This is a genomic window from Dactylosporangium maewongense (assembly GCF_039531485.1).
In the GTDB taxonomy this organism is placed as follows: Bacteria; Actinomycetota; Actinomycetes; order Mycobacteriales; family Micromonosporaceae; genus Dactylosporangium; species Dactylosporangium maewongense.
The window spans coordinates 113,228-138,953 of the sequence record NZ_BAAAQD010000011.1; the positions used below are offsets into that span (position 1 = coordinate 113,228).

At 73.0% G+C, this 25,726-nt stretch carries 25 protein-coding genes and 1 pseudogene; 4 read left to right on the forward strand and 22 right to left on the reverse strand.

Features of this window, described 5'->3' with window-relative positions:
* Window position 1 precedes the first annotated feature (1 nt).
* The gene (locus ABD332_RS26940; protein WP_425552298.1) at window positions 2-1,753 is read right to left on the reverse strand and encodes an ABC-F family ATP-binding cassette domain-containing protein; all 1,752 of its coding nucleotides are present in this window, start codon (window positions 1,751-1,753) and stop codon (window positions 2-4) included.
* A gap of 496 nt (window positions 1,754-2,249) precedes the next feature.
* On the opposite strand from ABD332_RS26940, the gene ABD332_RS26945 reads away from it, so the two are divergent.
* The 3 genes from ABD332_RS26945 (at window position 2,250) to ABD332_RS26955 (ending at window position 4,841) form a co-directional block, all read left to right on the forward strand.
* Window positions 2,250-3,431 carry a coiled-coil domain-containing protein gene (locus ABD332_RS26945; protein WP_344504922.1) on the forward strand — a complete coding sequence of 394 codons (1,182 nt, stop codon included), beginning with the start codon at window positions 2,250-2,252 and terminating at the stop codon, window positions 3,429-3,431.
* A gap of 154 nt (window positions 3,432-3,585) precedes the next feature.
* Window positions 3,586-3,930, forward strand: a complete 345-nt coding sequence (locus ABD332_RS26950) for an RNA polymerase-binding protein RbpA (RefSeq protein WP_033364323.1) — start codon at window positions 3,586-3,588, stop codon at window positions 3,928-3,930.
* 65 nt (window positions 3,931-3,995) lie between these two features.
* Window positions 3,996-4,841, forward strand: a complete 846-nt coding sequence (locus tag ABD332_RS26955; RefSeq protein WP_344505248.1) for a pentapeptide repeat-containing protein — start codon at window positions 3,996-3,998, stop codon at window positions 4,839-4,841.
* Here ABD332_RS26955 and ABD332_RS26960 read toward each other — a convergent pair.
* Window positions 4,759-5,151, reverse strand: a complete 393-nt coding sequence (locus tag ABD332_RS26960) for an STAS domain-containing protein (RefSeq protein ID WP_344504923.1) — start codon at window positions 5,149-5,151, stop codon at window positions 4,759-4,761. The genes ABD332_RS26955 and ABD332_RS26960 overlap by 83 nt on opposite strands.
* Window positions 5,152-5,280: 129 nt before the next feature.
* Here ABD332_RS26960 and ABD332_RS26965 point away from each other — a divergent pair, with 129 nt between their 5' ends.
* Window positions 5,281-6,609 carry an MFS transporter gene (locus tag ABD332_RS26965; protein ID WP_344504924.1) on the forward strand — a complete coding sequence of 443 codons (1,329 nt, stop codon included), beginning with the start codon at window positions 5,281-5,283 and terminating at the stop codon, window positions 6,607-6,609.
* A gap of 65 nt (window positions 6,610-6,674) precedes the next feature.
* Here the strand turns inward: ABD332_RS26965 and ABD332_RS26970 are convergent, their stop codons facing one another.
* The 20 genes and pseudogenes from ABD332_RS26970 to ABD332_RS27065 all read right to left on the reverse strand — a co-directional run bounded on the left by ABD332_RS26970 (window position 6,675) and on the right by ABD332_RS27065 (window position 25,712).
* Complete coding sequence (locus ABD332_RS26970) at window positions 6,675-7,916, reverse strand: amidase (protein WP_344505249.1); 1,242 nt, start codon at window positions 7,914-7,916, stop codon at window positions 6,675-6,677.
* Window positions 7,917-8,080: 164 nt separating this feature from the next.
* On the reverse strand, window positions 8,081-8,587 hold the full coding sequence (locus ABD332_RS26975) for a hypothetical protein (RefSeq protein ID WP_344504925.1): 507 nt from the start codon (window positions 8,585-8,587) through the stop codon (window positions 8,081-8,083).
* A 184-nt stretch (window positions 8,588-8,771) separates the two neighbouring features.
* Window positions 8,772-9,248 (reverse strand): GNAT family N-acetyltransferase, encoded by a 477-nt coding sequence (locus ABD332_RS26980; RefSeq protein ID WP_344504926.1) that lies wholly within the window; start codon window positions 9,246-9,248, stop codon window positions 8,772-8,774.
* A 44-nt stretch (window positions 9,249-9,292) separates the two neighbouring features.
* Window positions 9,293-9,838, reverse strand: coding sequence for a hypothetical protein (locus ABD332_RS26985; protein ID WP_344504927.1), 546 nt, complete (start codon window positions 9,836-9,838; stop codon window positions 9,293-9,295).
* 49 nt (window positions 9,839-9,887) lie between these two features.
* Window positions 9,888-10,058 carry a hypothetical protein gene (locus ABD332_RS26990; protein WP_344504929.1) on the reverse strand — a complete coding sequence of 57 codons (171 nt, stop codon included), beginning with the start codon at window positions 10,056-10,058 and terminating at the stop codon, window positions 9,888-9,890.
* Window positions 10,055-10,207, reverse strand: a complete 153-nt coding sequence (locus ABD332_RS26995) for a hypothetical protein (RefSeq protein ID WP_344504930.1) — start codon at window positions 10,205-10,207, stop codon at window positions 10,055-10,057. The genes ABD332_RS26990 and ABD332_RS26995 overlap by 4 nt, the downstream gene beginning before the upstream one ends.
* Window positions 10,208-10,212: 5 nt before the next feature.
* Entirely contained in the window at window positions 10,213-10,827 is a 615-nt protein-coding gene (locus ABD332_RS27000) for a nucleoside/nucleotide kinase family protein (RefSeq protein ID WP_344504931.1), read from the reverse strand.
* A 31-nt stretch (window positions 10,828-10,858) separates the two neighbouring features.
* Window positions 10,859-11,386: an FxsA family protein gene (locus tag ABD332_RS27005; protein WP_344504932.1), complete on the reverse strand. Its 528-nt coding sequence runs from the start codon at window positions 11,384-11,386 to the stop codon at window positions 10,859-10,861.
* 9 nt (window positions 11,387-11,395) lie between these two features.
* The gene (locus ABD332_RS27010; protein ID WP_344504933.1) at window positions 11,396-12,190 is read right to left on the reverse strand and encodes a polyprenol monophosphomannose synthase; all 795 of its coding nucleotides are present in this window, start codon (window positions 12,188-12,190) and stop codon (window positions 11,396-11,398) included.
* On the reverse strand, window positions 12,187-13,884 hold the full coding sequence (lnt, locus tag ABD332_RS27015) for an apolipoprotein N-acyltransferase (protein ID WP_425552290.1): 1,698 nt from the start codon (window positions 13,882-13,884) through the stop codon (window positions 12,187-12,189). The genes ABD332_RS27010 and lnt overlap by 4 nt, the downstream gene beginning before the upstream one ends.
* A 745-nt stretch (window positions 13,885-14,629) precedes the next feature.
* Window positions 14,630-15,835: a glutamate mutase L gene (locus ABD332_RS27020; protein WP_344504934.1), complete on the reverse strand. Its 1,206-nt coding sequence runs from the start codon at window positions 15,833-15,835 to the stop codon at window positions 14,630-14,632.
* An 11-nt stretch (window positions 15,836-15,846) separates the two neighbouring features.
* Window positions 15,847-16,236 (reverse strand): 3-aminobutyryl-CoA ammonia lyase, encoded by a 390-nt coding sequence (gene kal, locus ABD332_RS27025; RefSeq protein ID WP_344505251.1) that lies wholly within the window; start codon window positions 16,234-16,236, stop codon window positions 15,847-15,849.
* A 20-nt stretch (window positions 16,237-16,256) separates the two neighbouring features.
* Complete coding sequence (gene kamE, locus ABD332_RS27030; protein WP_425552291.1) at window positions 16,257-16,979, reverse strand: lysine 5,6-aminomutase subunit beta; 723 nt, start codon at window positions 16,977-16,979, stop codon at window positions 16,257-16,259.
* Window positions 16,980-16,987: 8 nt separating this feature from the next.
* Window positions 16,988-18,550, reverse strand: a complete 1,563-nt coding sequence (gene kamD, locus ABD332_RS27035) for a lysine 5,6-aminomutase subunit alpha (RefSeq protein ID WP_344504937.1) — start codon at window positions 18,548-18,550, stop codon at window positions 16,988-16,990.
* A gap of 34 nt (window positions 18,551-18,584) precedes the next feature.
* Window positions 18,585-20,141 (reverse strand): amidohydrolase, encoded by a 1,557-nt coding sequence (locus ABD332_RS27040; protein ID WP_344505252.1) that lies wholly within the window; start codon window positions 20,139-20,141, stop codon window positions 18,585-18,587.
* A gap of 832 nt (window positions 20,142-20,973) precedes the next feature.
* Window positions 20,974-21,514 (reverse strand): annotated as a pseudogene (gene kdd / locus ABD332_RS60475) (L-erythro-3,5-diaminohexanoate dehydrogenase); the annotation flags it as partial.
* Between the two features lie 62 nt (window positions 21,515-21,576).
* Window positions 21,577-22,158: a GTP-binding protein gene (locus ABD332_RS27050; RefSeq protein WP_344504939.1), complete on the reverse strand. Its 582-nt coding sequence runs from the start codon at window positions 22,156-22,158 to the stop codon at window positions 21,577-21,579.
* Window positions 22,139-22,525, reverse strand: a complete 387-nt coding sequence (locus ABD332_RS27055; protein ID WP_425552299.1) for a DUF742 domain-containing protein — start codon at window positions 22,523-22,525, stop codon at window positions 22,139-22,141. Before ABD332_RS27055 ends, ABD332_RS27050 begins: the two co-directional genes overlap by 20 nt.
* Window positions 22,526-22,806: 281 nt before the next feature.
* Window positions 22,807-23,217: a roadblock/LC7 domain-containing protein gene (locus ABD332_RS27060; RefSeq protein ID WP_344504941.1), complete on the reverse strand. Its 411-nt coding sequence runs from the start codon at window positions 23,215-23,217 to the stop codon at window positions 22,807-22,809.
* A complete protein-coding gene (locus ABD332_RS27065) occupies window positions 23,214-25,712 on the reverse strand; it encodes a sensor histidine kinase (protein WP_344504943.1) in 2,499 nt (832 codons plus the stop codon). The genes ABD332_RS27060 and ABD332_RS27065 overlap by 4 nt, the downstream gene beginning before the upstream one ends.
* Between the last annotated feature and the right edge of the window lie 14 nt (window positions 25,713-25,726).

Genomic DNA, 25,726 nt, shown 5'->3' on the forward strand with positions numbered 1-25,726 from the left:
CCTATGCAAGCGCGGAGCCGGACATACGAACCAGGCCGCCCGGCGCGACGTGGACCTGCCGTGTCGCGGCCGAGGCGCCGGCCCGCGAGCGCCACCGCCGGTCGTGGGTGACGGTGAGTACGGCGCCGGGGTAGTCACGCAATGCGTCCTCCAGCTGTTCGAGCAGTTCGGGGGCCAGGTGGTTGGTCGGCTCGTCGAGCAGCAGCACGTCGCTGGGGCGGGTGACGGCGAGCGCGACCTCGAGGCGCCGGCGCTGCCCGACCGACAGCTGCGCCACCTGCCGGTGCAGGTCGTCGGGGTGGAACAGGCCGAGCCGCAGCAGTGCGCCGGCGGCGTCGTCCCGGTAGGCGGCGGTGGCGTCGGCGAACGCGTCGAGGAGCGTCGCCGGTGTACCGGTTGTGACGTCCTGCCGCAGCCAGGCGACGCGGATGCCGGTTCGCCGCCAGACGGTCCCCAGCCGGGGTGTGAGCTCGCCCGCCAGGACGTTCAGCAGCGTCGTCTTCCCGGCGCCGTTGGGTCCGGAGATCAGCAGCCGGTCGCCGGGCGCCACCTCGAGCGCGTCCAGCCGCAGCCTCGGCCCGCCGTCGTCCAGGCGGACACCGTCCGCCCGGATCAGCACGGCCTTCTCCTCGGCGGCACCGGCGGACGCGGCGGCCGGTCCGTTGAAGGCCGCGGTGGAGGTCAAGGTGGAGGTCGGAATGGAGGTGAAGGCGGGTGTGAACCGGAGCGGGTCGGCGGGCCGTGGTGCGGGGTCGCCGCGCAGCCGCGCGAGCCGCTCCTTCGCCATCCGGATCCGTCCCATCGCGCCGTGGTCCCGGCCGCGGGCCCGGAACGCGCCGTGGCCGAAGACCGCACGTTCCGCCTTCCGCGGTATCGCGTCGAGCCGGAACGCGTTGGCGGCGACGATTGCCTGCTGACGGGCGAGGTCCTGCCGCCATGCCTCGTACTCGTCGAGGAGCCGGCGGCGTTCGCTCGCCCGTGCGGTGAGGTATCCGGTGTAGCCGTCGCCGTATCGGCGCAGCGTGCCGTCCTCGACGTGCACGATGTCGGTCGCGAGCCGGTCCAGTAGCGCGCGGTCGTGGGTGACGACCACCAGCGCGCCGCGGTGTGCGTCCAGGCGGTCCTCCAGCCAGGCGATGCCGGCGTCGTCGAGGTCGTTGGTCGGCTCGTCGAGCAGCAGCAGCTCCGCCTCGGACGCCAGCGCGGCGGCGAGCGCAAGCCGGGCCCGTTCGCCGCCGGAGAGTGTGTGCACGGGCCGGGACCGGTCGAGGCCGCCGAGCCCCAGCCGGTCGAGGCCCGCGTCCACCCGCTGGTCGAGCCGATACCCGTCGCGGGCCTCGAACCGGTCGACGGCGGCGCTGAGCTGCGCGAGCAGTCCGCCGCGCTCGTCGGGGCCGGCCGCCGCCAGTCGTTCGGCGGCGCGCTGGGTCTCGGCCTCGAGTGCACGGATGTCGCCGAGCAGGTCGTCGAGCGCGTCCGTGACGGTCGCATCGGGCCGGATCCGGGGTTGTTGTTCGGCGAACGCGACACCGCCGGGCAGTTCGACCGCCCGCTCGCCGGCGGTCAGCTCCACGGTCCCGGCGAGCACGCGCAGCAGCGTCGACTTGCCGGCGCCGTTGTCACCGATCACGGCGATCCGCTCGGCCGGACCGACCACGAGGTCGATCCCGGCCAGGACGACCCGTTCGGCGAACCGGACGGTCCCGCCGCGGATCGCGCACACCCGGTGCGGCCGCGGCGCGGTCGGCTGCATCGGGGACAGGGAACTCGGGGAATGGGTCACGGGAACTCCTCCCCGCGACACGCAGGTGATCAGGACCTGCCGTCGCGGAACACGTGCCGCTGTCGGGCACATGGATGGACGGGGACCTCGCGCGGCCGGCGCAGTGGCTGGCGAGCGCGCAAGGGACTCACCGCGGAGAAAGCCTCAACGCGGTGTCCCGTACTAGAGGAACAGTGAACCCACGACGACGAGGCTACCCAGCGGGCCCGAGCCACGCCCGCGAATTACGGGCAGGCGCCGCCCCAGGGGCGCGCAAGCCAACCGGCGCGACAACCACTGCCCGCGCCCGCCCATCGACCGCTGTCGCGCACATAACGGTGATTATGGTGTACGCCTCCAGTGGCTAATTATCGAATTATCGGTAACAACAATTCGGTAATCCGGCGTGTTGCGAGTGGGGAAGTTCTGGACTACCCCTACGCTCATCGGTGTACGAACGCAGCGCGGTGAGACCGGGGAGGGTCGCGTGAGCAGAGCGGTGCAGGAACCAGCCGGCGACACGGGGAACGTAACGCTGGACGAGCAGGCGCTCGACGCCGAAGAACGGCCCTGCGCGCACTGTCACCGGCCGGTGCCGCAACGCAACTCGGTCGGCCGGCCGTTCCGGTACTGCCGCGACAACGACAACGCGTGCCAGAAAGCGGCACGCAACGCCCGGCTGCGGCACCGGTCCTCCCCCGGCCTGAGCGGGCAGGTCGCGCGGGCGTTCGAGGTCGCCGAACGCCTCGACCAGGTGGTGGAGGCGCTCGTGGACGCCCTGCACGCCGAGGTGTCCCCGACCGGCGTGGAACGGCAGATCGCCCAGGCCAGAGCCGACGCCGCCGCGACGGTCCTGACCGCGCACGCCGAACGCGACGACGCCCGCGCCGCCGCGCAGCACGCCCAGGCGGCCGCCACCACCGCCGGACAGCACGCGAAGACGGTCCAGGACCAGGCCGACGCCGCCGTCAGCGCCGCGCACGCCGAGCGTGACGCCGCCCGTACCGACGCCGAAAACGCCAGACGGGAGACCGCCGCCGCCAGGAGCGACGCCGAACAGGCCGCGGCAGCGGCCCGCGCCGTCGCCGAGGAGGCCAGGGTGCAGGTCGCGGAGGCCAACGCCGCCGCGGCGCGGCAGGTCGAGGCCGCGGAACGGGTCGCTCGCGACGCCGACGCCGCAGCCGGGGTCGCCGCCGTCGAACGTGACACCGCCCGCCGGGAAGCGGCGACCGAGGCGGCGCTGCGCGCGGAGGCGTACCGGGAACGGGACACTGCCCGCGCCGCCGCCGCGACCGCCGTCCGGGACCGGGAGGCCCTCGAACGGACCCTCGACAGCCGCGCCGAGGAAACGACCCGGCTACGGCGGCGCCTCGACTCGGCACACGAACGCGCCGAGCGGCTGCAGGAGGAAACCATCGTCTCGCAGGGTGAGATCCGCCGGCTCGAGGGTGAACTGGACCGGGCGAGGGACCGCGCCGAAGACCTCCGCGGGCAGCTCACCCGGGCCGTGGAACGCGAGGTCACCGCCCAGAAGCAGCTGGAGGCGCAGCTGGCGACGCTCAGCGGCGCGCTGGCGCAACTGACCGGTTCCCGTCAACCGGTGACGTCACCTGCCGAAACTACGGGTGGTGAGACGCGCCACGGTGACGCCAAACTGGTCGATCATTGAAACCCAACGTAAAATAACCGTACCGACCCGGCGACTGGACTACCGCCAGACCCGGAAGGTCGTGTAATCTGCCCGCCCGCAGTGGGAATCGTCAGACCACCTGGTGTCGTTGGTTACAACGAAGCGCAACACGATTCGAAGGGGAAGACCGACCATGGGCGAGCGCATGCTGCGCGGCAGCCGTCTCGGAGCCGTCAGCTACGAGTCCGACCGCAACACCGAGCTGGCTCCGCGTCAGACCCGAGAATACCTGTGCGCCAAGGGGCACCAGTTCGAGGTGCCGTTCGCCGTCGACGCTGAGGTCCCGATGACCTGGGAGTGCAAGTTCGACGGTAGTGTCGCCCGGCTCGTCGACGGCAACGAGCCGGAGGCGAAGAAGGCGAAGCCGCCGCGGACCCACTGGGACATGCTGCTGGAGCGGCGCTCGATCGCGGAGCTCGAGGACATCCTCAACGAGCGCCTCGAAGAGGTCCGCCACCGCCGCGGCCGTTCCGCGTAAGCGACAGCCGCATCAGCACACCGGATAGCACGCACGCCCCGGCGGTCGACGACCGCCGGGGCGCTCTGCGTGCGGACTGCGCGAACTGTTTCGGGCTGTGCTGCGTCGCGCCGGCGTTCGCCAGGTCCGTGGACTTCGCGATCGACAAACCCGCCGGGCACGCCTGCCCCAACCTCGGTGCCACGTTCGGCTGCGGCATCCACACCGACCTGCGGCAGCGCGGGTTCGCCGGCTGCACCGTCTACGACTGCTTCGGCGCCGGGCAGAAGGTCGCGCAGGTGACGTTCGCCGGCCGTGACTGGCGGCAGGACCCGGGGTCCGCGCCGCTCATGTTCGACGTGTTCGCGACCATGCGCCATTTGCATGAGCTGCTGTGGTACCTGTCGGAGGCGCGGGACCTGCCCGCCGCGGCGCCCGTGCACGCGGACCTCGACGCCGCCCTCACCACGATCCGCGGGCTCACGGACCTGCCGGCCGCCGACCTCGCCGCCGTCGACGTCGACGCCCACCGGACCCGGGTCGTGCCGTTGCTGCGCCGGGCCGGCGAGCTCGCCAGGGCCGAGCATCAGCGTGGGCGGCAGCCGTTCCAGGGCCGGCACCTCGTCGGCAAGGACCTGCGCCGCACCGACCTGCGCGGCGCTGACCTGCGTGGGGCCGTCGCCGTCGGCGCCGACCTGCGTGGGTCGGATCTGAGCGGTGCGGACGTGACCGGCGCGGATCTGCGTGGCGCCGACCTGCGCGGCGCTGACCTGCGGCGGGCGCTGTTCCTGATCCAGTCGCAGCTGGACGCCGCCCGCGGTGACGCCACGACCCGGCTCCCGGCGGCCCTCACCCGTCCGGGGCACTGGACGGAGCCGCCCCCGCGTCCCCGGGCGGCCCGGCAGGCAGGTCCGCGGTTAGGGCGTCGCTGACCGTTGCGTGGACCGGGATCCGGCCGGTGAGCCCGACCGTGTCCAGCAACCGCGCCAGGAACGGCGACGGCGCCGCCAACCGCAGGTGACCACCCTCGGCGACGCACCGGTTGTGGCTGTACGCGAACGTGCCGAGCCCGACCGAGTCGCAGAAGTCGACGTCGCCGAGGTCCACCACGATCCGGAACCTGCCGCGGTCCAGCGCCCCGTGCATCGCCTCACGCAGCTGCGGGGCGGAGTCGATGTCCAGGGCCCCGCGCAGCGTGAGGAGTACGACACCACCGGCACAGTCCGTCACTGCAACATCCATGATTCGATCCTGCACCGGAACGCCCCGGCGCGCAGGACAGCGAGTGCGTCACCCGTCACACCCGGCGGCGACCCGGTTGCTGTCCGGCCTGGTACTGCCGTGGCTCACCCCGGCGGGTACCGTCACCCGGTGCTCGCCCGGCTCCTCACCGCCGCGGTCCTGGCGCGGACCGCCGAGGCGGGCGCCACGGTCGTGCTGCTCCTCGCGTCCGTCCAGCACTTCGGCGGCCCGGCGACCGGCGCGTCGGTCCTCGCGGCGCTGCTGGGACCGCACGTCGTCGCCGGCCCGGTCGTCGGTCTCGTCACCGACCGGGCCCGCCGCCCGCGGCTCGTCCACGCGGGGTTCGCGGCGGTGTTCGGCCTTGCCCTCGGCGGTGTGCTGCTGCTCACGGGCGTGGCGCCGCTACCGGTCGTCCTCGCGTTGGCCGTCGTCGCCGGCACCTGCGGTCCGATGATCTTCGGCGGGCTGTCGAGTCGTGTCGATGATGTGGTACCGGCACCGCGCCGCTCGCACGCCCGTGGCCTGGACGCGGCGACGTACAACGTGGCGGAGATCGCGGGCCCGGCGGCGGGCGCGTTGCTGGTGGCGGCGTTCGGTGTCCCGGTCGCCGCGGTGACCCTGTCGGCGGCGTGCCTGCTCGCGGCGGGCGCACTGCTGACCGTCACCCCAACCGCCGCGCCCACCGCGCCCGAACCGACGGATCTCGCAGCCACGGCGTCTGTACTGACGGAGCCCGCGTCCACAATGCACGCGGCACCGGTCGGTGCGGATGCGGACGGTCCCAAGGCAAGCGACGCCGGCCCTCACCGCGTGCGTTCCGGTGAGGAGAAGCCGGGGCTCCGGGACGGGTTGGCGGCGATGGTACGCAGCCGGCCGCTGCTGGCGGTGACTGCGGCGACCGCGGTCGCCTCCTACGCGGCGGGGATGATCACGCCGGTGGCGGTGGTGCTCGGGGTGGCGGCCGGGCGTCCGGCGGGTGGTGGATTGCTGGTAACGGCATTAGGTGTGGGGGCGTTGTGCGGGTCGCTGCTGGTGGCGCGGTTCCCGGCGCGGGTGCCGGCGCACCGGGTGGTGCTGGGGTGCCTCGTCGCGGTCGGGTTGGCGCTCGCCTGCGCGGCGGCCGGCGTGGCGGCCGGGGCGCCGTGGGCGGTGCTGGTCGGACTGTTCGCGGTGACGGGTGTGCTCGACGGGCCGCTGCTGTCGTCGGTGTTGGAGGTCCGGTCGCGGGAGGCACCGCCGGGGACCCGGACGCAGGTGTTCACGCTGGGAGCGGGGATCAAGCTGACGGCGGCGTCGGCGGGCGCGGGGACGTTCACGCTGCTGGCCGACGCACCGCCGGCGGCGCTGGTCGGTGTGCTGTCCGCGGGGCACGTGGCGGCCGCGGCGCTCGGCGTGGTGCTGCTGCGGACCCGTCGTGCCGCCGCTGTTGGACCGGCGATAGCCCCTGATGGCCCTTGAGACGCCGCCATGGCCCGCGATGGAAGAGCTGCCGGTCCCGCTCGTCGAGCACCACCGATCGGCTGTCAGCAGTCCGCCGGGCCGAACAGCGCTTCGATGGCCTGTGACCAGTCCAGCAGCCGCTCGTCGCTTCCTGCGACGCTGACACACTGCAACCCGAGCGGCAGGCCGTTCCCGGCCCGCCCAGCGGGGATGGAGAGGGAAGGCCAGCCGGCGTAGCTCCATGGCAGGCACATGACAGAGCTGCCCGTGCTGGCCAGACCGTTCGGTGCGGGACCGGTGGCGGCGGGACTGATCCACACATCGACGTCTGCCTCATCGGTCGTCTGTGCCAGGCTGGTCCGGAAGGCTTCCCGTCGGCGCAGCCCGCGCTCGTACTGCTCCCGTGAGATCGCCTGTCCTTGACGGACCGTGGCCACGGATTGCTGCCGGTAGAGGGCCCCGTACCGGGGGAACCACGCAGCGTGGCTCTGCGCGGCCTCATAGCGGTTCACCGTGTGCAGGTCTTCAGCGTCATGTGCGAGGTCCGCGAACATGGGGACGCGGTGCACGGGGAACCCGGCGTTCGACAGGGCCGCCACCTGCGCTTCGAATGCCGCACGGGCCTCCGTTCCGGCCTGCTCCAGGTAGGGCCCGTCGGGCACGCCGAGCACTGTGCGCTTCACCTCGGCGTCCCGCACCGGTTGCCAGCCATCGCACAGCACGGCTGCCGCGATCGCCGCCGCGGCGGTCGTCGCGGCGAAGACCCCGATGGTGTCGAGGGTCGGCGCGTTGGCGATCACGCCGTCGACCGGGATCCGGCGGGCGGTCGGCTTGAACCCCACGACGCCGCAGTACGCCGCGGGACGGATCATCGACCCGACCGTCTGGGTGCCGATGGCCAGCGGCACCATGCTCGCTGCGACAGCTGCTGCCGACCCGCTGCTGGAGCCACCGGGCGTGTGGTCGTGGGCGCGTGGATTGCGTGTCGGGCCCGGCGCGGTCATGGCGAACTCCGCCGTCACGGTCTTTCCCGCGATCAGGGCTCCGGCGTTCCGGAGCCGGTCCACGGCTCCTGCCTGGCTGCCCTCGAACACCTCCGGGGGCAGCGCGGAGCCACCTCGCGTGGGCAGTCCGTCCACGCGCACGATGTCCTTCACCGCTACCGGGACGCCGAACAACGGCGGTCGCGACGCGGCGACCGGCCAGCGCTCGTGGATCGAGCGGAGCTCCCGGCGAAGGCGTTCCCGCCGGGCGGCGCTTGTCTCTGACTCGGCAACGAAGGCGTGGATGGCACGGTCTGTCTCGTCGATCCGGTCGCACAACATGTCGACGGTCGCGGACGGCGAACCGCTCGCCTCAAACGTTGTCGTTTGCACGCGGCCCAGACTGCCAGAGCCGGGGTCGCACGCCGCCTGAGCGGCGGGGCGGAAACGCCGGCGGGCGGCGCCCCGGGTGATGGGGTGCCGCCCGCCGTGTTGTGCCGCCTGGGTCAGCGGTGGTGGTGCCGGCCGCCGTAGACGTGGGCGACGAGCAGGTACTTGCCGTTGGAGCCGACGCGGTAGCAGTCGCTGTCGTCCCAGCGGTCGCGGACCTCGCCGATCCAGCCCGCGAAGTTGCAGGCCTTCTTGTTCGGGTAGGTCTTCACGGCCCAGGAGCGGACCCACCGGTTGTCGCGGCGGTGGCCGTCCCAGTTGCCGTTCCAGCTGCCGTTGTTGTTGCCGTTGCCCCAGCCGCCGGGCCCGTGGTGGTTGCCGTTGTTGTTCCCGCCGGGGCCGTTGTTGCCGCCCGGGTTGTTGTTCCCGCCCTGGTTGTTGCCGCCGCCGTTGTTCCCGCCGGGGCCACCGCCGGGTCCGCCGCCGGGGCCGGGCTGGACGGCGGTGGTGTTGCTGTCGGCGGACGGTGCGGCCGAAGCGGCGGTGGCGCCCATGCCGAGGACCGCACCGGCGGCCAACGTCATGCCTGCCAGGGCCAGGAACCGTTGTGTGGTGTTGCGCATCTCTGACTCCCCCTCATGTCGTGATGACGCGGTAACACTATGTAGTTGAAAGCCACAAAATGCGCAAAACGCGTCAGCCTTTCAGCCAAAGGCTGGACGACTTTAGGGCAGCCCGTGACGCCCGCCGGCGTGGCTCGTTAACCGGACGAACCAGTACAAGAGCGACACGCGGGAAGCGGAAGTCCTACGCGAACGGGAGTTCCAGGACGGCCCCGCCGGCGGTGAACGGGTCCCGGCCGGTGATGGTGAACCCGGCCCGCGCATACGTGCGCAGCGCCGCGGTGTTCCCGCCGGCGACCTCCAGCTCGACTCGGCAGGTGCCCTGCCCGCGCGCCCATCCGGTGACGGCGGCGACGAGCCGCCCGGCGGCCCCACGACCCCGCGCGGCGGGGCACACCCACATGCTGATCAGGTGCGCGACGTCCGGCGCGCCGGGCGTGATCCACCCGCACGCGATCCCGACGGGGTCGGGGCCGTCGAACGCCGCGAAGTAGCTGCCGTGCCGTGGCCAGTCCCGCCATTCGGCCTCGGACCGGGCCGCTTCCCGCAGGTGGCTGCTGGCGAACGCGTCCGGGCTGTCCAGCAGCGCCGCGAGCCGCAGTTGCCGCTTCAGCTGCCAGTCGTCGCCGGTGAGCTGCCGGGTGTCGAAGCGGCGGGGCATCACTGGACCATGCCGATTCGCCCGCCGGGACACAACTGGGATTTTTAGCGTGCCGCGCGGTCGGTGTCGAGTTGTTCGACGACGGGCCGGACGACGTCGTCGAGGTGCCGGACGAGGACGGCGACGGCCCGTTCGGCGGCGGCGTCGATGTGCCGGTTCTCCGTCGGGACCGGCAGCCCGTCCAGTGGGAGCGGCGTCTCCAGCAGCAGGGTGCCGCGTAGGTGCGGGTGCCGGGACAGGTCCTGCGCGGACGGCTGCACGAACTGCCCGAACAGTTCCGGCCAGCCGCGCCACCCGCGGTCCCGCCACCACGTCCGGGACACGGTCAGCGGCGCCGGCAGCGGCGACACCAGCTCGACGCGGGCGGTGAGCCCACCGTCGAACGGGTTCCGCACGCACATCGCGGACAGGACCCGCCGGTGCCATCGCACGTACCCGGGGTCCAGCAGCGGCGGCGTGGCGGCGGCCCAGGCGGCGCACGCGAACCCGACGGGGGCGATGTCGCCGATGGTGTCGGCGAAGTCGGCGGCCCGGTCCCGGACGGCGGTGAGGTACCGGTCCCGGTCGCGGTCGAGCCAGAACGTCTTCACGTAGCCGACGGTAGCCCGTCCGCGTCCGGCCCGTGCCCCGACCGGACGTTCAGCGGGACCCGAGGACGGCGGCGGCGACGGCCCGGCGCAGCGCCGGCGTGCACAGCAGGTCGGTGTTGTCGACGTACTGGTCGATCCCGCCGACGGGTGGCAGCTTCCGCAGCGCCGGGTCGCTGATCGCGTCGTGGAGCGCCGCCGCGTACCGTCCGGCGTCGATCACGTCGTACGGCCGGTCGTGGTACTTCCGGTCCTCGCCGCGGCGTGCGGCAGCCCCGGGTAGTGCGCGTCCAGCAGCGGCCGGACCGCGTCGGTGTAGAACACCTCGCACAACCGCACCCCCGGCAGGAACGCAGGAGTCACAGGGGTCACAGGGGTCACAGGACGACGGCCGGGTGCCGGGGGTCGTCGGCGCGGACGACGACGTCGGCGTACTCGTGCGGCATCGCCTCGTCGTGGTACCGCTGGAACGCCGGCAGCGTCCACTGCAGCTCGGGTGGGGTGCGGCGGGCGATCGCGGCCGCGGTCTGCGTGAGGTGGACGGTGACGTCGAAGTCGAGGCCGGCGCCGAGCAGCATCGTGCCGGACACGACGACGACCGTCCCGGCGGGCAGGTCCAGGTAGGGGGCGCGGGTCGCCCGGTCGGTGACGGGGTCCCACAGTGACGGCAGCACCCGCCCGGTCCCGCCGGGGGCGGCGGGGGTGAGGACTTCCCGGGTGATGGCGCGCAGGTCGAGCCAGTCCTCGTAGTACGCGTCGGGGTTCGTCCGGCCCCGTTCGAGGCGCAGCGACGCCTGCCGCAGGAACCCGCCGGCGGGGATGTGGACGGCGTGCCCGCCGTCGCCGTGGACGGCGTCGACGATCCGCCCGGCGAGGTTCTCGGGGGCGGCGGTGGGCGCACCGTCGACCGCGACCCGGGTCGCACCCACCTTGACGATCCGTGCGGCGATGTCGGACGCGAGCCCTCCGAGGGTGACCGGCCGCGCCTTCACCGAACCGGCCCGGGGAACCAGCGGACGGCGGTCACGGCGTGTGGTGGCGGTGCTGCGGGTCGATCACGTCACCTTCGATGACCTCGCCCTGCAGCACCTCCCCGCTACCCGGCTGGGTCGGGACGGTGCCGTTGTCGGCGCGGGTCGCTTTCACGATCCTGGGCCCGAACAGGTCACCGGCCGCGGCGGCGGAGATCCGTGACTCGGTCGCCTGCCGGATCCGCCGGCCGGTGAACGTCCGGACCGGCGGGATCAGCAGCAGCAGCCCGACGGTGTCGGTGATGAACCCGGGGGCGAGCAGCAGCAGCGCCGCGGCGAGCCCGGCGACGCCGGTCCCGGCGTCGCCGCCGGGTGGCCGGCCCTCGTTCACCGCGGTCCGCAGCCGCTGCCACGCCCGGACCCCTTCGCGTTTCAGCAGCACCCCACCGAGGATCGTGGTGGCGACCCCGGCGAGGACCGCGACCCACCAGCCGATGGCGTGCGCGACCAGCACGAACACGACGATCTCGGCGATCACCAGCAGGAACGCTCCGGCGGCGGCGAACCCCAGTTTCCGCATGAACGCTCCTCAGCCGCCTTGCCGGGCGTCGGCGCGGGCGTCGCGGGGTCCGCCGCCGGCGACGCCGCGGCGCAGCGCCGCCCACCGGTGCGACGCCCCCCACACGGTGACCCGCCACAACGCTTCCCGGACGATGTTGGAGCTCATCTTCGAGTGCCCGCGCTGCCGTTCCGCGAACGTGATCGGGACTTCCTGGACGCGGAACCCGTTGCGGTGGGACCGCCACGCGAGGTCGACCTGGAAGCAGTACCCCTGCGACGCGATCGACCCGATGTCGATCTTGTCGAGGACGGGGACACGGTAGGCGCGGTATCCGCCGGTCGCGTCCCGCAACGCCATCCCCAACGCCATCCGCACGTACAGGTTGCCGCTGCGGGAGATCAGGTGCCGGTGCCACGGCCACCCGACCGTCTTGCCGCCTTTCACGTACCGGGAGCCGAGGACGACGTCCGCGTCCTTCAGCGCGTCCAGCAGCCGCGGCAGCTCCTCCGGCGCGTGGGAGCCGTCGGCGTCCATCTCCACGACGGCGTCATACCCGTGGTCGGTGCCCCACGCGAACCCCGCCAGGTACGCGGCGCCGAGCCCCTGCTTCCCCGGCCGGTGCAGCACGTGCACGCCCGGGTCGGCGGCGGCGAGCTCGTCGGCGATCCGGCCGGTCCCGTCGGGGCTGTTGTCGTCGGCGATCAGCACGTCGACGGCGGGGTTGGCGGTCCGGACCCGGTCCACGATCGGCCGGATGTTGTCGGCCTCGTTGTAGGTGGGGATGATGACGAGGACCCTACCGACCCCAGGGTATTCGTTCACGCGTCCTCCTCGGTCGGTGCTGCCGGGTGCTGACGGGTGCGTCTGCGGACGGCGGCGGCGGCCACCAACGCCCCGATACCCAGCATCACGATCACATATTCGGGTCCGGCGCCGACCGTGGTCGCGACGGTCCTGCCCGACCCGAGGTGCAGCTCCCGCAGGATGACGGCACCTTCGTTGAACCGGGTCTCGTCGCTGGTCCCGCCGGACGGGTCCGCGAACGCGGAGATCCCGACGGTTGACGCCATCAACGCGTCCCGGCCGTGCTCCACCGCCCGCAACCGGACCATCGCCAGCTGCTGCCGGGCCTCTGCCTCGTCGAACGTCGCGTTGTTCGTCTGCACGGCGAGCAGCTGCGCGCCGCCGGTGACGGTGTCACGGACGAGCCCGTCGTAGGCGACCTCGAAGCAGATGACGTCACCGACGACGGCGGGCCCGACCCGCAGGACGCCTGGCGTGTCGCCGGGGGTCATGTCGGAGACCCGGTCGACCTCTTTGCTCACCATCCGGGCGATGTCCCGCAGCGGCATCGTCTCCGCGAACGGCACCGGGTGCCGTTTCGTGTACCGGGCGGACACGCCGCCCTGCCGCGGGTTCCCGGCCGCGTCGACGTCCGGCTCCCACACGAGCCCCGCGTTCTCGACCCCGACGGCCGGGTCGGTGAGGACGGCTCCGACGAGGATCGGCACCCCGACGGCCCTCGCGGCGGTCGCGATCGCGGCGGCGGCGTCGGCGTTGCGCAGCGGGTCGATGTCGGATGAGTTCTCCGGCCACACGACCAGGTCGGGCCGCCGTGCCCCGCCTTCGGTGACCTCCCGGCCGAGCTCGACGGTGGCCCGGACGTGGTTGTCGAGGACGGCGCGGCGTTGCTCGTTGAAGTCGAGGCCGAGCCGCGGCACGTTGCCCTGCACGACCGCCACGTACACGCCGGCGCCCGTGGCCCGGTGGACGGGCACGAGCAGCGCCCCGGCGACGACGACCACGGCGGCGACCGGCCCGGCGGCTGGTTTCACCCGCTCGAACCACCCGCGGGTGACAGTGTCCTCACCGGCGGTGCGGGATGTACTGACGGTCTTGACGAACGGGACGGCGAGGAGGGCTCCGGTGACCGCGACCGCGAACGTGACCAGCGGCGCCCCGCCGACCGCGGCGAGCCGCAGCAGCGGCGACGTGTCCTGCGAGAACGCGAGCCGCCCCCACGGGAACCCACCGAACGGTGCCCGGTCCCGCAACGCTTCCTGCGCCGTCCACAACGCCGCGACCGCTCCCGCCCACACCCACGGCCGGGCCCGCAGCCCGCTGACCCATGCGGTCGCCGCGCCGAGCAGCCCGATGAACAGCGCCTGCAGCGTCGACAGCAGCAGCCACGGGACCATCCCGGTGTGCAGGTTCGTCCATTCCAGCAGCGGCGTGAAGAACAACGCGCCGGTGAGGGTCCCGAGCCCGAACCCAGCCCGCAGCCGACGGCCGTGGACGGACACGGCGGCGAGCGCGACCGCGACCGGCGCCGCCCACCACCACCCGTACGGCGGGAACGCGACGAGCATCACAGGCCCGGCGACCGCGGCGAGGAGCACCGCGGCCCACAACGGCAGGGGCCGGGCGGTGCGGGCGGGGTCCGGGTCCGCGGGGACACGCGCGGCGGGCGCCTCGTCGGAACCGTCCGCTGCGCTGCTGGTGCTGACCAACGTCACCTGCGCCAACTCTCCTGGCCGTCGTCGCCCGCGCCCGCCGCCGGTGCGCGGGCGTGCAGGGCCGTCGCGGCCTGCGGCGCCAATTATGCGGCCACCTGCCCCCGGACACGGCATCGCAGCGGCGCGGGCGGCTGTGAATGTGCTGGGATGTGGCTGGACTGTGTCCGGACCGAAACCGAACCGGCCGTCACCACACCCTCGCGACCGTTGCCGGTGACCGCCGGCCCTGACCCACCCCGTACGGGGGCGCTGTCGGCGCCCTGACGGGCGTCGTGCCGGGCTGCGCGGCAGGGGCTGAATCGGGGCGCGACCGGAGTCGCGCCCCGCGCTCCCAGGCCCTTTGTCCGGCCGGTGGGCAGGTCGGGTACGGCGCGGCCTTCGTTCCGGCGCGGCGCGGGCTGGCTGCCCGGGCCGTGTCGTTGTCTACTGGTCGCGTGACCCCCCTGCCCTGACACCGGTGGATGCCCGGCCCGCGGCCCCCGCCGACCCCCGCCCGCTGGATCAGGTGGCGTCCCGCCGGTTGGCGGGGACGTCCGATCAGTGGGCGTTGGGGAGTAGCGAACCGTGGTCACCCGCGCCGAAGTAGGACGCAAAGACGTTACGCGCTGTCCCGGGGGGACTGTCAACCGTCGCACGCGATGTAATTCATCGCGGTCGGCGTGTCGGGTGTGTCGGTCGCGGTGTGTCGGACGGCGCCCACCGAAGTTCACCCGCCGCGGATGAAGGACCACCGACCGGCTCTTCGTCACCCATTGTGTATGTGCTCGCGGAGCAGCGACGCCGCCGCGCCGGGGTGATCGGCGGCGAGGAGCCCGGCGGCGGCGAGGACGTACCGGTCGTCGACGGTCACCGTCGGGTGCCGTGGCAGCGCCCACCCGCCGGCGTGGTCGGTCAGCACCGGCCGCAGCGCCGCGACCGCCGCCGCCCGTGCCGCGTGCCGGAACACGCCGCCGGACGCGACGACCGACACGACGTCACGCAGGTCCCGTCCGCTGCGCGCGTGCCGCCGCACCGCGATCACGGTCGCGGCGGCGGCGACGCCGAGCGGCCCGTCACCGACGGCGACGTGTTCCCGGGCGGCGGCGGTGTGGACACCGTCGACGTTCCACCGCACCCCCAGGTCCCCTTCGACGGTCCTGGCCCGCCACAGGGTGCCGGCGACCGCGGTCCCGGCACCGTCGGGGACGAGCGCCGAGTACACGTCCGTCGTCGCCCCGCCGACGTCGACGACGAGCAGGTCCCCGCCGGTGGTGTCGGCGTGCAGCGACACCCCGGTGAGGACCGCGTCCGGGGTCGCCATCCGCACCAGCCGCCCGAACCGGGGGCCGCGGGACAGGTGTTTGCCGCCGATGACGTGCCGCAGGAACACGTCCCGGATCGCGGCGCGGGCCGGGACCGGGTCGACGACACCGATGCGCGGCAGGACGTTCCCGGCGCCGACCGCCGGCACCCTGCGCGCCGTGAGCAGGTCGACGGCGGTGTCGCGGACGTCGGCGTTCCCGGCGACGACGACCGGCACCCGCCATCTGGCGGCGGCGAGCCGGCGCGCGTTGTGCAGCAGCACGTCGCTGTCGCCGCCGTCGGTTCCGCCGACGACCAGCACCACGTCCGGCGCCGCCGCCCGCACCTGCCGGATCCCGGCCGGGGTCTGCGGCCCGGCGGCGACGTGCACGACCCGCGCCCCGGCGGACAACGCGACCCGGTGCGCGGCGTCGGCGGACACGAGGTGCTCGTAGCCGACGACGGCGAGCCGCAACCCACCACCCGCCGACGAGCAGCAGTACACGTCCTGCACAGGTCCGGCGTCGGCGAGGAGCGCGTCGACGCCGTCGAGGACGTCACCACGGGTCGTCGGGTGCGTCCCGGTCCGTACCAGGGTCCCGTCGGTGACGTCGACGACGGCGAGTTTCGTGTCCGTCGACCCCACGTCCAGGCAAGCGACGAGCGTCATGTCGGGCGTCTTCAGCTGCCGGGGACGACCACGGTGCCGGTCGCCGACACCGCCAGCAGCGGCGGGTCGACCACGGCCGCTGCCGACGCGCCGGCTTCCGGGGTACCGCGGCAGACGACGTGACACGTGAAGTCGACGGTCCGGGACCGGGTCCCGACCCTGACGACCGTCGCCGTCACCTCGAGGACGTCACCGGCTCGGACCGGCGCGTGGAACGCGACCGTGCTGTACCCGGCGAACAACCCCTCGTCGCCGTCGGTGCGGATGCACAGTTCGGTGGCGACGTCACCGAACAACGCGAGGCTGTACGCGCCGTCGACGAGGTTCCCCGCGTAGTGCGCGTGCGAGTACGGCACGTACCGGCGGTGCTGCACCGTCACCCCGACCGCCGCGCCGGTCACCGGGCCGGTCACCGGGCCGGTCACCGGGCACCGACCGCGTGGACGAGATACGACGCGACCTCCCGCGGGGTCGTGCCCCGCCCGAAGATCCGGTCGACGCCGAGGTCCGCGGTCTGCAGCTCGTCGAACCTGGGCCCGCCGACGACCAGCAGCGGCCGCCGCGCCGCGGGGAACGCCTCACGGAACGCCGCCGACATCTCCCGCGTGTTGTGCAGGTGCGCGTCGCGTTGCGTGACGACCTGACTGACGAGGACCGCGTCGGCCTTCTCCGCCCGCGCCTGCTCCACCAGGGCGGGGACGGCGACCTGCGCGCCGAGGTTCACCACCCGGCACTCCCGGTAGTACTCGAGGCCCTTCTCACCGGCGATCCCTTTCACGTTGAGGATGGCGTCGATCCCGACGGTGTGCGCGTCCGTGCCGATGCACGCACCGACGACGACGAGTTTCCGGCGCAGCTTCGCCCGGATCCCGGCGTTGACCTCCTTCGCCGACAGCAGCGGATAGTCCCGTTCGGCGACGACGACCTTCCCGGGTTCGACGAGGTGGTTGACCCGCCCGTACACGACGAAGAACGTGTGCCCGTCACCGATCTGCTTCGCGTGCACGACCATCGCCGGGTCGATCCCCATCTTCCCCGCCAGCTGCAGCGCCGCGCCCTCGCCGCGCTTGTCCGCGATCAGCGGCAGCGTGAAACTGACCTGCACCATCCCGTCGCCGGTCGTGTCGCCGTACGGGCGGATCACCGCACCCATCACACACCCCCGTCCAGCAGGTCGATCGCCGGGTTCCAGTACCCGGCCTCCCGGGCCGCGACCCCGTCGAGGCCTTTCCCGCGGTCGGCGGGCCGCCGCATGATCCCGAACGTGCCGGCACCGATCGCGTCCAGGAGCCCCTGTTCCCCGATCTGCCGCAGCAACGTCACCGCCTCATCGAGGACCGTGTGCGCGCGGCCGCGGATGAACGCGCCCGGCGTGAAGTCCTCGTGCAGGTTCCCGGCGGCGTTCAGCACGTACCGCACGTTCTGCAACGCGATGTCCCGGTCCGACAGCCACGGCGTCACCACCGCCTCCGTCATCATCCCGACGAGGAGGATCCCCTGCCCGGTGAGCGCACCGGCGAGGTTGAAGAACCCGTCGAGGAGGTTCCCGCGGAACACGTCCCCGGTCATGTGTTTCGTCGGCGGCATCCACTTCAGCGGCGCGTCCGGGAACAGCTCCCGCGCCAGCAGCGCGTGCGCGAGCTCCAGCCGGAACGACTCCGGCACCTCCGGGTTGATCTCGAACGCGTGCCCGAGCCCCAGCTGCCAGTCCTGCAGCCCCGCCTCGTGCGCGAAGTACTCGTTCAGCAGCTGCGACACCGTCACCGTGTGCGCGGCGTCGACCGCGTCCGCGGTCGTCAGGTAGTTGTCCTCACCGGTGTTGATGATGATCCCGGCCCGGGCGTGGATCTGCCGGGAGAACCGCTGGTCGACGAACGTCCGGATCGGGTTGATGTCCCGGAACAGGATCCCGTACATGGAGTCGTTCAGCATCATGTCGAGCCGCTCCAGGCCGGCGAGCGCCGCGATCTCCGGCATGCACAGCCCGGACGCGTAGTTCGTCAGCCGCACGTACCGCCCGACCTGCTTCGACGTCTCGTCGAGCGCCGCCCGCATCAGCTTGAAGTTCTCCTGCGTCGCGTACGTCCCGGCGAACCCTTCCCGGGTCGCGCCTTCCGGCACGTAGTCCAGCAGCGACTGCCCGGTGGACCGGATGACGGCGATGACGTCCGCGCCGGCCCGCGCCGCCGCCTGCGCCTGCGGGATGTCCTCGTAGATGTCACCGGTCGCGACGATCAGGTAGATCCACGGCCGCTGCTTCGGGTCCCCGTGCCGCCGGATGAGCCGTTCCCGTTCCGCCCGCCGCCGGTCGATCCGCGTCAGCCCGGTCCTCACCGCTTTCACCGCTGCCCGTTTCGCCACCGTACCGGCGGGCCCCGCCCGGAACGTGCCCCGGAACGTGACGCTGCCGGCGGCGGCTTTCTGCGCGAGCAGCGTCAGGTCCTGGTGCCCGTCGTCGGTCAGCGCCTGGAACACCGGCCCCGTCACGCCACCGCCGAGCCCGACCTGGTCCCGGACGACGTCGACGAGACGGTTCACCCACGGGATCCCGTCCGGGTCCGCGCCCGTGATCCCCGCCAACCTGAGCGTGGCCCGTTCCACGGACACGGTCGTGTGGCCGCGCGCCAGGTCCACGACCGGCCGGCCCGCGGCCGCCGCCAGCCGGCGCGCCGTCTTCACGGTCCGCTGGTCGAGCTTCAGTTTCCCGCCGCTCATCGCTGCGCGCTCACCTTCCTGCTGCTCATCCTGCTCATCGCGGCTCCTGCCGGGAGTGGATCGGCCGGCCCCGCAGCACCGTCACCCGCGCCTGCGGGTTGCTGTCGGTGTGCAGCACCTCACTGATGTCGTCGGCTGTGTCCCACACCGCGAACGTCGCCGACCAGCCGGGGTTCAGGACCCCTTCGTCGTCGATGCCGACGGCCCGCCACCCGCCGCGGGTGTGCGCCGCGAACGCCGCCTTCGCCCCGATCCGCTGCACCGGGTTGTGGTGCCGCATCGCCGCCCGACACGACCCCCACGGGTCCAGGTCCGTCACCGGCGAGTCCGACCCGAACGCCAGCAGCACCCCCACCCCGGCGAGCGCACCGATCGGGTTCGAAGCAAGCGACCGCGCCTTCCCGAGCCGCTGCGCGTACATGCCGCGTTCCCCACCCCACAACCGGTCGAACGCCGGCTGGACGCTCGCCACGATCCCGAAGTCCACCAGCCGCGCGATCGCCTGCTTGTCCAGCAGCTCCACGTGCTCGATCCGGTGCCGGCCGGCCCGGATCCGCTCCACCCCGACCTGCTTCGCCGCACCCGCGAACCCGTCCAGGACCGTCACGATCGCCTGGTCGCCGATCGCGTGGAACCCGCCCTGCATCCCGTGCCGCACACAGTCCACGACGTGCTCCGTCACCTGCCCCGCCGTCAGGTACCCGTGCCCGTGCTCATCCACCCGCTGCCCGTGCTCGTCCCGCCCGTCCAGGTACGCACTGCTCAGATGCGCCGTCCGGGCGCCGAGCGCACCGTCGGCGTACAGGTCACCGGCGGCGCCGACCGCACCCAGCTCCTTCGCCTTCGCCGCCGCGTTCGGCTCACCCCACAGCCCGTACACCTCCGGCAGCCACAACCCGTGCGACATCGCGGCGACGAAGTCGTCCTCACCGGACGTCCCGGGCCCGCCGCACTCGTGCACCGACGCGATCCCCAGCGACGCCGCGTGCGTGAGCGCCGCCCGCTGCGCGTCCACGATCTGCGCCCGGCTCACCGACCCGTACGCGACCTCCCGCACGAGGTGGTGGGCGTCGCGGCGCAGCCACCCGGAACTGTCATACCCCGCTGTTACCTTCACGGCGTCGGTGAGCAGCTTCGACGAGACGAGGGCAGCGTGCACACACGTCCGGGACAGGTAGACGGCCCGGCCTCCGCCGGCCCGGTCGAGCTCCGCCGCCGACGGCGTCGTCTGGTCTGCCCACCCTGACTCGTCCCACCCGTGCCCGATCACGATCGCGTCGGCGGGGAGGGTCGCGGCGTGCGCGGCGACCGCGTCGAGGACCTGCTGCCTGGACCTGGTCCGGGCGAGGTTCAGGCCGCGCAGGGTGAGCCCGGTCGCGGTGGTGTGCACGTGCGCGTCGACGAACGCCGGGGTGACGAGCGCACCGTCGAGGTCCACGACCCGGTCCACGCCGCCCCCGGCCCGGGTCGGCGCGTCCGCGTCGGGGCCGAGCCAGGCGATCGTGGCACCGTCGACGAGCAACGCGGTCGCGGACGGGTCGGCGGGGGTGTGGACGCGGCCGCCACGGAAGAGGGTTCGCATGCGGCTCAGTCTGCCAACCCGGGCGGTGCTTCGGCCCGCAACCGCGCCTGGAACAGGTTCCGGACACCGCTGTCGGATCGCAGCAGCCGCAGTGCGTAGTCGGCATGTCCCGGGACGTAACCGTTGCCGATGAGCATCGTCACGTCCGCGGCGAGACCTTCCGCGCCGAGCGCCGCCGCGGGGAACGACGTCGCCATGGAGAAGAACACGACGGTCCCGCCGGCCGCGGTGGCGAGGACCGCGGCGTGCTCACACCCGGGGACGTCGACACACACGACGGTGACGTCCGCCGCGCCACCGGCTCCGTCGAGGGCCGCGGCGAGCCCGACGGCGTCGCGGGCGTCGGCGATGACGATGGCGTCGGCGAGTCCTGTGCCGGCGAGCCGGTCCCGTTCCGCCGCGTCCCGGACCACCCCGACGGTCCGCACCAGCGCCGCGGGTTGTCCGCCGCCGCCGGTGTACGACCTGCCGCCGTTGCCGGCCACCGTGGTGTGACCGCCTGCCGGGGAGTGTGCGCCGGTTTCGCTCGCCGCAACGCCGGCAGCGTCGGAGGTTGTCGCGGTGGCCGTCGCGCTCGCGGCGTCCGACGGTCCGGTGGGGGCGGCTCCGCCGCTGACGGCGGGCAGGACGGAGGGGGTGGCCTGTCGGGTCGTGTTCGTCGCGCCGGCGGTGGGGTTGTGGGTGAAGGTGCGGGCGGCGTCGTGGGCGGCGGCGAGGGACAGGGAGCCGCTCTTGCCGGCGGCGCCGAGGACCGCGACCGTCAACGGCCGCGCGGCGAGCCCCCCGGCAGCAGGCCCGGCAGCAGGCCCGGCAGCGGACCCGGTGCGGGCGTGCAGGGCCTGGGTGACGACGCGGGCGACGAGGGCGGGGGCGCCGCACACGTCGAGGACGGCGAGGGACAGCTGCGGGTCCAGGTCGGCGGGCAGGACGGCGGCGATCGAACGGGCGAACAGGATGGCGTGGCCGTCGCAGGGGACCTGCTCCGACAGGCCGTCCCACCGGGTGAGGTCGTCGGCGATGTGCAGCGGGGTCAGGGTCAGCGACACGAGCGTCGCGACCCGGTCACCCGGTCGCAGCCCGAGCGGCGACGCGGGGCCGGCGGCGTCGACGGTGCCGATGAGCATGCCGCCGGAGCCGGTGACCGGGTTGTGCATCTTGCCGCGGCTACGGACGATGTCCAGGACCGCGGCGCGGACCTTGCCGCCGTCGCCGCCGTGCTCGGAGCGCAGCTGGTGAAACGAGGCGGCGTCGAGGTTGAGACGTTCGACGCGGATGCGGACCTCGTCGGCGCCGATGACCGGGTCCGGGTCGAGACGGTCGGCGGCCTGCGGCAGCACCCCGGCCGGTGCCAGAACCCGATGCAACCCGATAGGCGAAGTCATTTCCCGCACTGCCACAAGTTAGCCGAAGATTTTCCGGCGCACCAGCCGCAGTGCGGGAAATACTACCGTGAACGGGCTGTGGACAGGGTCAGGACATGCTCCACCAGACCGATCAGGACCGCCTTGCTCGACTCCCGGTCCCGCGCATCACACAACAGCAACGGCACATGCCCGTCCAGATCCAGCGCCTCCCGCACCTCCGCCTCCGTGTACGACGACGCGTCGTCGAAACAGTTCACCGCCACCACGAACGGCGTCCCCCGCCGCTCGAAGTAGTCGATCGACGGGAAGCAGTCCGCCAACCGGCGCGTGTCCGCGAGCACCACCGCACCCAACGCACCCAACGCCAGCTCGTCCCACAGGAACCAGAACCGGTCCTGACCCGGCGTCCCGAACAGGTACAGCACCACGTCCTGCCCGATCGTGATCCGCCCGAAGTCCATCGCGACCGTCGTCGTCGACTTGCGTTCCACCCCGGTCAGGTCATCGGTGCCGACCCCGGCCGCCGTCAGCGACTCCTCCGTCTGCAACGGCCGAATCTCGCTCACCGCACCCACGAGGGTCGTCTTCCCGGCCCCGAACCCACCCGCGACCAGAATCTTGATCGCCGTCGGAACCGGCCGGCTAGAGCGCCCGTAGTCCATTGATCACCGCCTTGAGGATGCTCTCGCTCGGCAACTCGCCCGCCGCCGGAGGGTGGTACATCTCGATCAGGCCCTGCCCCAGCAGGTCACCCAGCAGCACCCGCACGACACCCAACGCCAGATCCAGGTGCGACGCCAGCTCCGCCACCGCCAAGGGGTCCCGCGCGTACGCGAGGATCGCCCGGTGCTCCGGCTGCAGCCCGTACCCGACGTCGGCGAGCGCGGCCCGGTTCGCCACGACCATCGCGACCACGTCGAACGACCCCGACACCGGCGTCACCCGCCCACCGGTCATCGCGTACGGGCGGACCACCGGACCCGCGTCCCGGTCCACCCACGTGTGGTCCGTCCACGGCTCCGCCGACAGGTCACCGCGCCGCTGCTCCGGCCACGTGTGCTCCCCCGACCCGCCGCCGTGCTCGAACTGCCCGTCCGGCCCACCCTGCGCGCCCTGCGCGGACCAGGTCGCCCGGTACTGGTCGGCGCGCTGCTGCTCCGCCCACTGCTGCTCGACCCACTGCTGCTCGGCCCGCCCCGGCACCTCCCGGCCCACCTCAAGACCCAGCTCCCGGCCCGGGTCACGGCCAGGATCACGGCCAGGATCACCACGGTCCGGCTGACCGGCCGCATGCCGGCCCGGCGGCGTCGTCATCCGCCGGCCGCCGGACGCACCGACGTCGACAGGTTCTGCCCCACCCGCTGCACCAGCATCGCCATCTCATACGCGATCAGACCGATGTCCGCGTCCGCCTCCGCGAGCACCGCCAGACACGCACCACGACCAGCCGCCGTCACGAACAGGAACGCCGACTCCATCTCGATGATCGTCTGCCGGACCGGGCCACCACCGAAATGCCGCCCCGCACCCCGCGCCAGACTCTGGAACCCCGCCGCGACCGCCGACAGATGCTCCGCATCCTCCTGCGACAGGCCCTTCGACGCGCCCATCATCAACCCGTCCACCGACAACACCACCGACCGCTGCACCGACGGCACCCGATCCACCAGGTCGTCAAGCAGCCAGTTCAGCCCGATGTTGCTTCCCTGCGCCGCCGTCATCCCGCCACCCCGTCACGGCCCGTGCTGCTCTGGTCATCGCTGTCACCGTCACCGGCACTCGCATGCCGGCCCCGCGCCGTCCCCGCCTGGAACGACGACATCATCCGCCGCAACTGCTCCGGCGACCGGCCCGCCTCCGGCGCCTCCACGTCCTCGACGTCAGCCGCCGCCGTCGAGTCCTGCTGCAACTGCGGCGCCAGGCTCTGCTGCCGCACCCGCTTCGGCAACCCCCGCGGACCCCCCGGCCGCGGCCCGTCGGACGCCCCACCCGCGGCCGCCGCCGCCCGCGGACCCGGCGCACCCACACCACCGTCCCGGCCGGCCGGCCGCTGCCGCGGCAACGGCCCCGGACCAGACCGCCGCCCATCCGGTACACCACCCGCCGCCGCCTCATCGTCCCGCACCGCCGACTGCACCACCGACTGCACCACCGACAGGGCGGGCCGCTGCCCGATCGACGACGCCGGCAGCACCTGCGTGTGCTCCCCACCCTCACCGGCACCGTCGTGCGGCAACCACGAGAACGGCTCCCGCGCCACCACCCGCAACTCATGCGTGTTCGACAGGTCCGCCGGCGCACCCGGCGGCAACGGCGACGGCACCATCGACGGCTGCGCCACCACGAGGTCCGTCGGCAGCAACGCCACCGCCGTCACCCCACCGAACGGCGAGGACCGCAGCACCACCCGCACCCCGTGCCGCACCGCCAGCTGCGCCACCACGAACAACCCGAGCCGGGCACTGTTCGCCGGGTCGAACTCCGGCGGCTCCACCAGACGCCGGTTCGCCTCCGCGATCGCCTCCACCGACATCCCCAGCCCGCGGTCCTCGATCTCGATCACGAAACCGTTCGGGACCAGCTGACCCGTCACGTTCACCCGCGTGTGCGGCGGCGAGTACGCCGTCGCGTTCTCGATCAGCTCAGCCAGCAGGTGGATCACGTCACCGACCGCCCGGCCGACGACCGCGCCCTCACCGATCTGCTGCACCTGCACCCGCGCGTAGTCCTCGACCTCCGACACCGCGCCACGCACCACGTCGATCACCGACACCGGGTTCCGCCAACCCCGGCCGGGCGTCGCACCCGCCAGGATCACCAGGTCCTCCGCGTGCCGCCGCATCCGCGTCGCCAGATGGTCGACCCGGAACAGGTCCGCCAGGTCATCCGGCTCCGACGTCCGCCGCTCCATCCCGTCCAGCAGCGACAACTGCCGGTGCAACAGCGTCTGCGACCTGCGGGCGATGTTCAGGAACACCTCGTTCATCCCCTGCCGCACCGACGACTCCTCGACCGCCGACGCGACCGCCGTGCGCTGCACCGAGTTGAACGCCTCACCCACCTGACCGATCTCGTCCGTGCCCAGCCGCAACGGCGGCGCCTCCACCGCCACGTCCACCTGCACACCCCGCCGCAGCCGCGACACCACCGACGGCAGCCGCTCGTCCGCCAGCTCCAGCGCCGCGACCCGCAGCCCGTCCAGACGCCTCGCCAGGGACCGGCCGATCCGCACCGACAGCAGCAGCGACAGCACCACCGCCAGCAGACCCAGCACACCGGCGACACCCAGCCGCCAGAAGATCGCGTCGGCCGCGTCCTGCGCCGCCTGCACGTTGTGCCGCTGCACCTGCGCCCGGAAGTTCTTCAGCTCCACGTTCACCGGGTCGAACGCCGACCGCCACGCCTGCAGGTCGATCCCCGCCGACTCCGCCGACCCCGGCGCCGTCCCCAGCAGCTGGTTCTCCAGCTGCGTCAGCTTCGACATCGCCTGACCACCGGAGATCGCACCGAACCGCTGCTGCGTCGCCGCCGGCAGCAGCGTCACACCGTACGGCAGGATCAGCCGCTTCTGACCGATCAACGCCACCAGCTCCGTGTGCGCCTGCGCCGTGTACGCGCCGCTCACCGCCGCCTCCGTGACCAGCGCGTCCTCCTGCGAGAACAGGTCACGGGACAGGCCGAGCACGAACACACCCGTCGCCTCCTCCGTCACCTCCGACGACTGGTGGTTCGTCACCGACTCCGGGATGCCGTACGTGCCGGTGATGACCTGCGAGTACGCCTGCCGCACCTGACTCGACTGCCCCGAGCCGTCCGCGAGCTGCCGCAGCGCCGCCAGCCCGTCCACGGCCTTCACCGACGTCGCGATCGCCGCCTTCGTCTCGTCGCTCGCCACCGCCAGGAAGTCCTTGTCGGAGCTCAGGTCACGGAACTCCTGGACCTCCACGTCCGTCTTCGCCCGCTGCTCCCGCAGCGCCACGCTGTTCTTGCGGCCGCCGGCGATGAACACCGTCGTCAGCTGCCGCTCGACCTGCAGCTCCTCGACCATCGCCTCGGCCGGCTCCGTGACCTTGTCACTGACCAGCTTCGAGTTCCGCAGGTCGAGTGCCGGCTGCAGGGTGAAACTCACCGCGAACAACCAGATCGCGATGAGCATGACGATCGGGATCGCCAGCATCGCCGTGATCTTCGCGCGGATGGACCAACGGTTAATCATCAAGGACCTCGGGT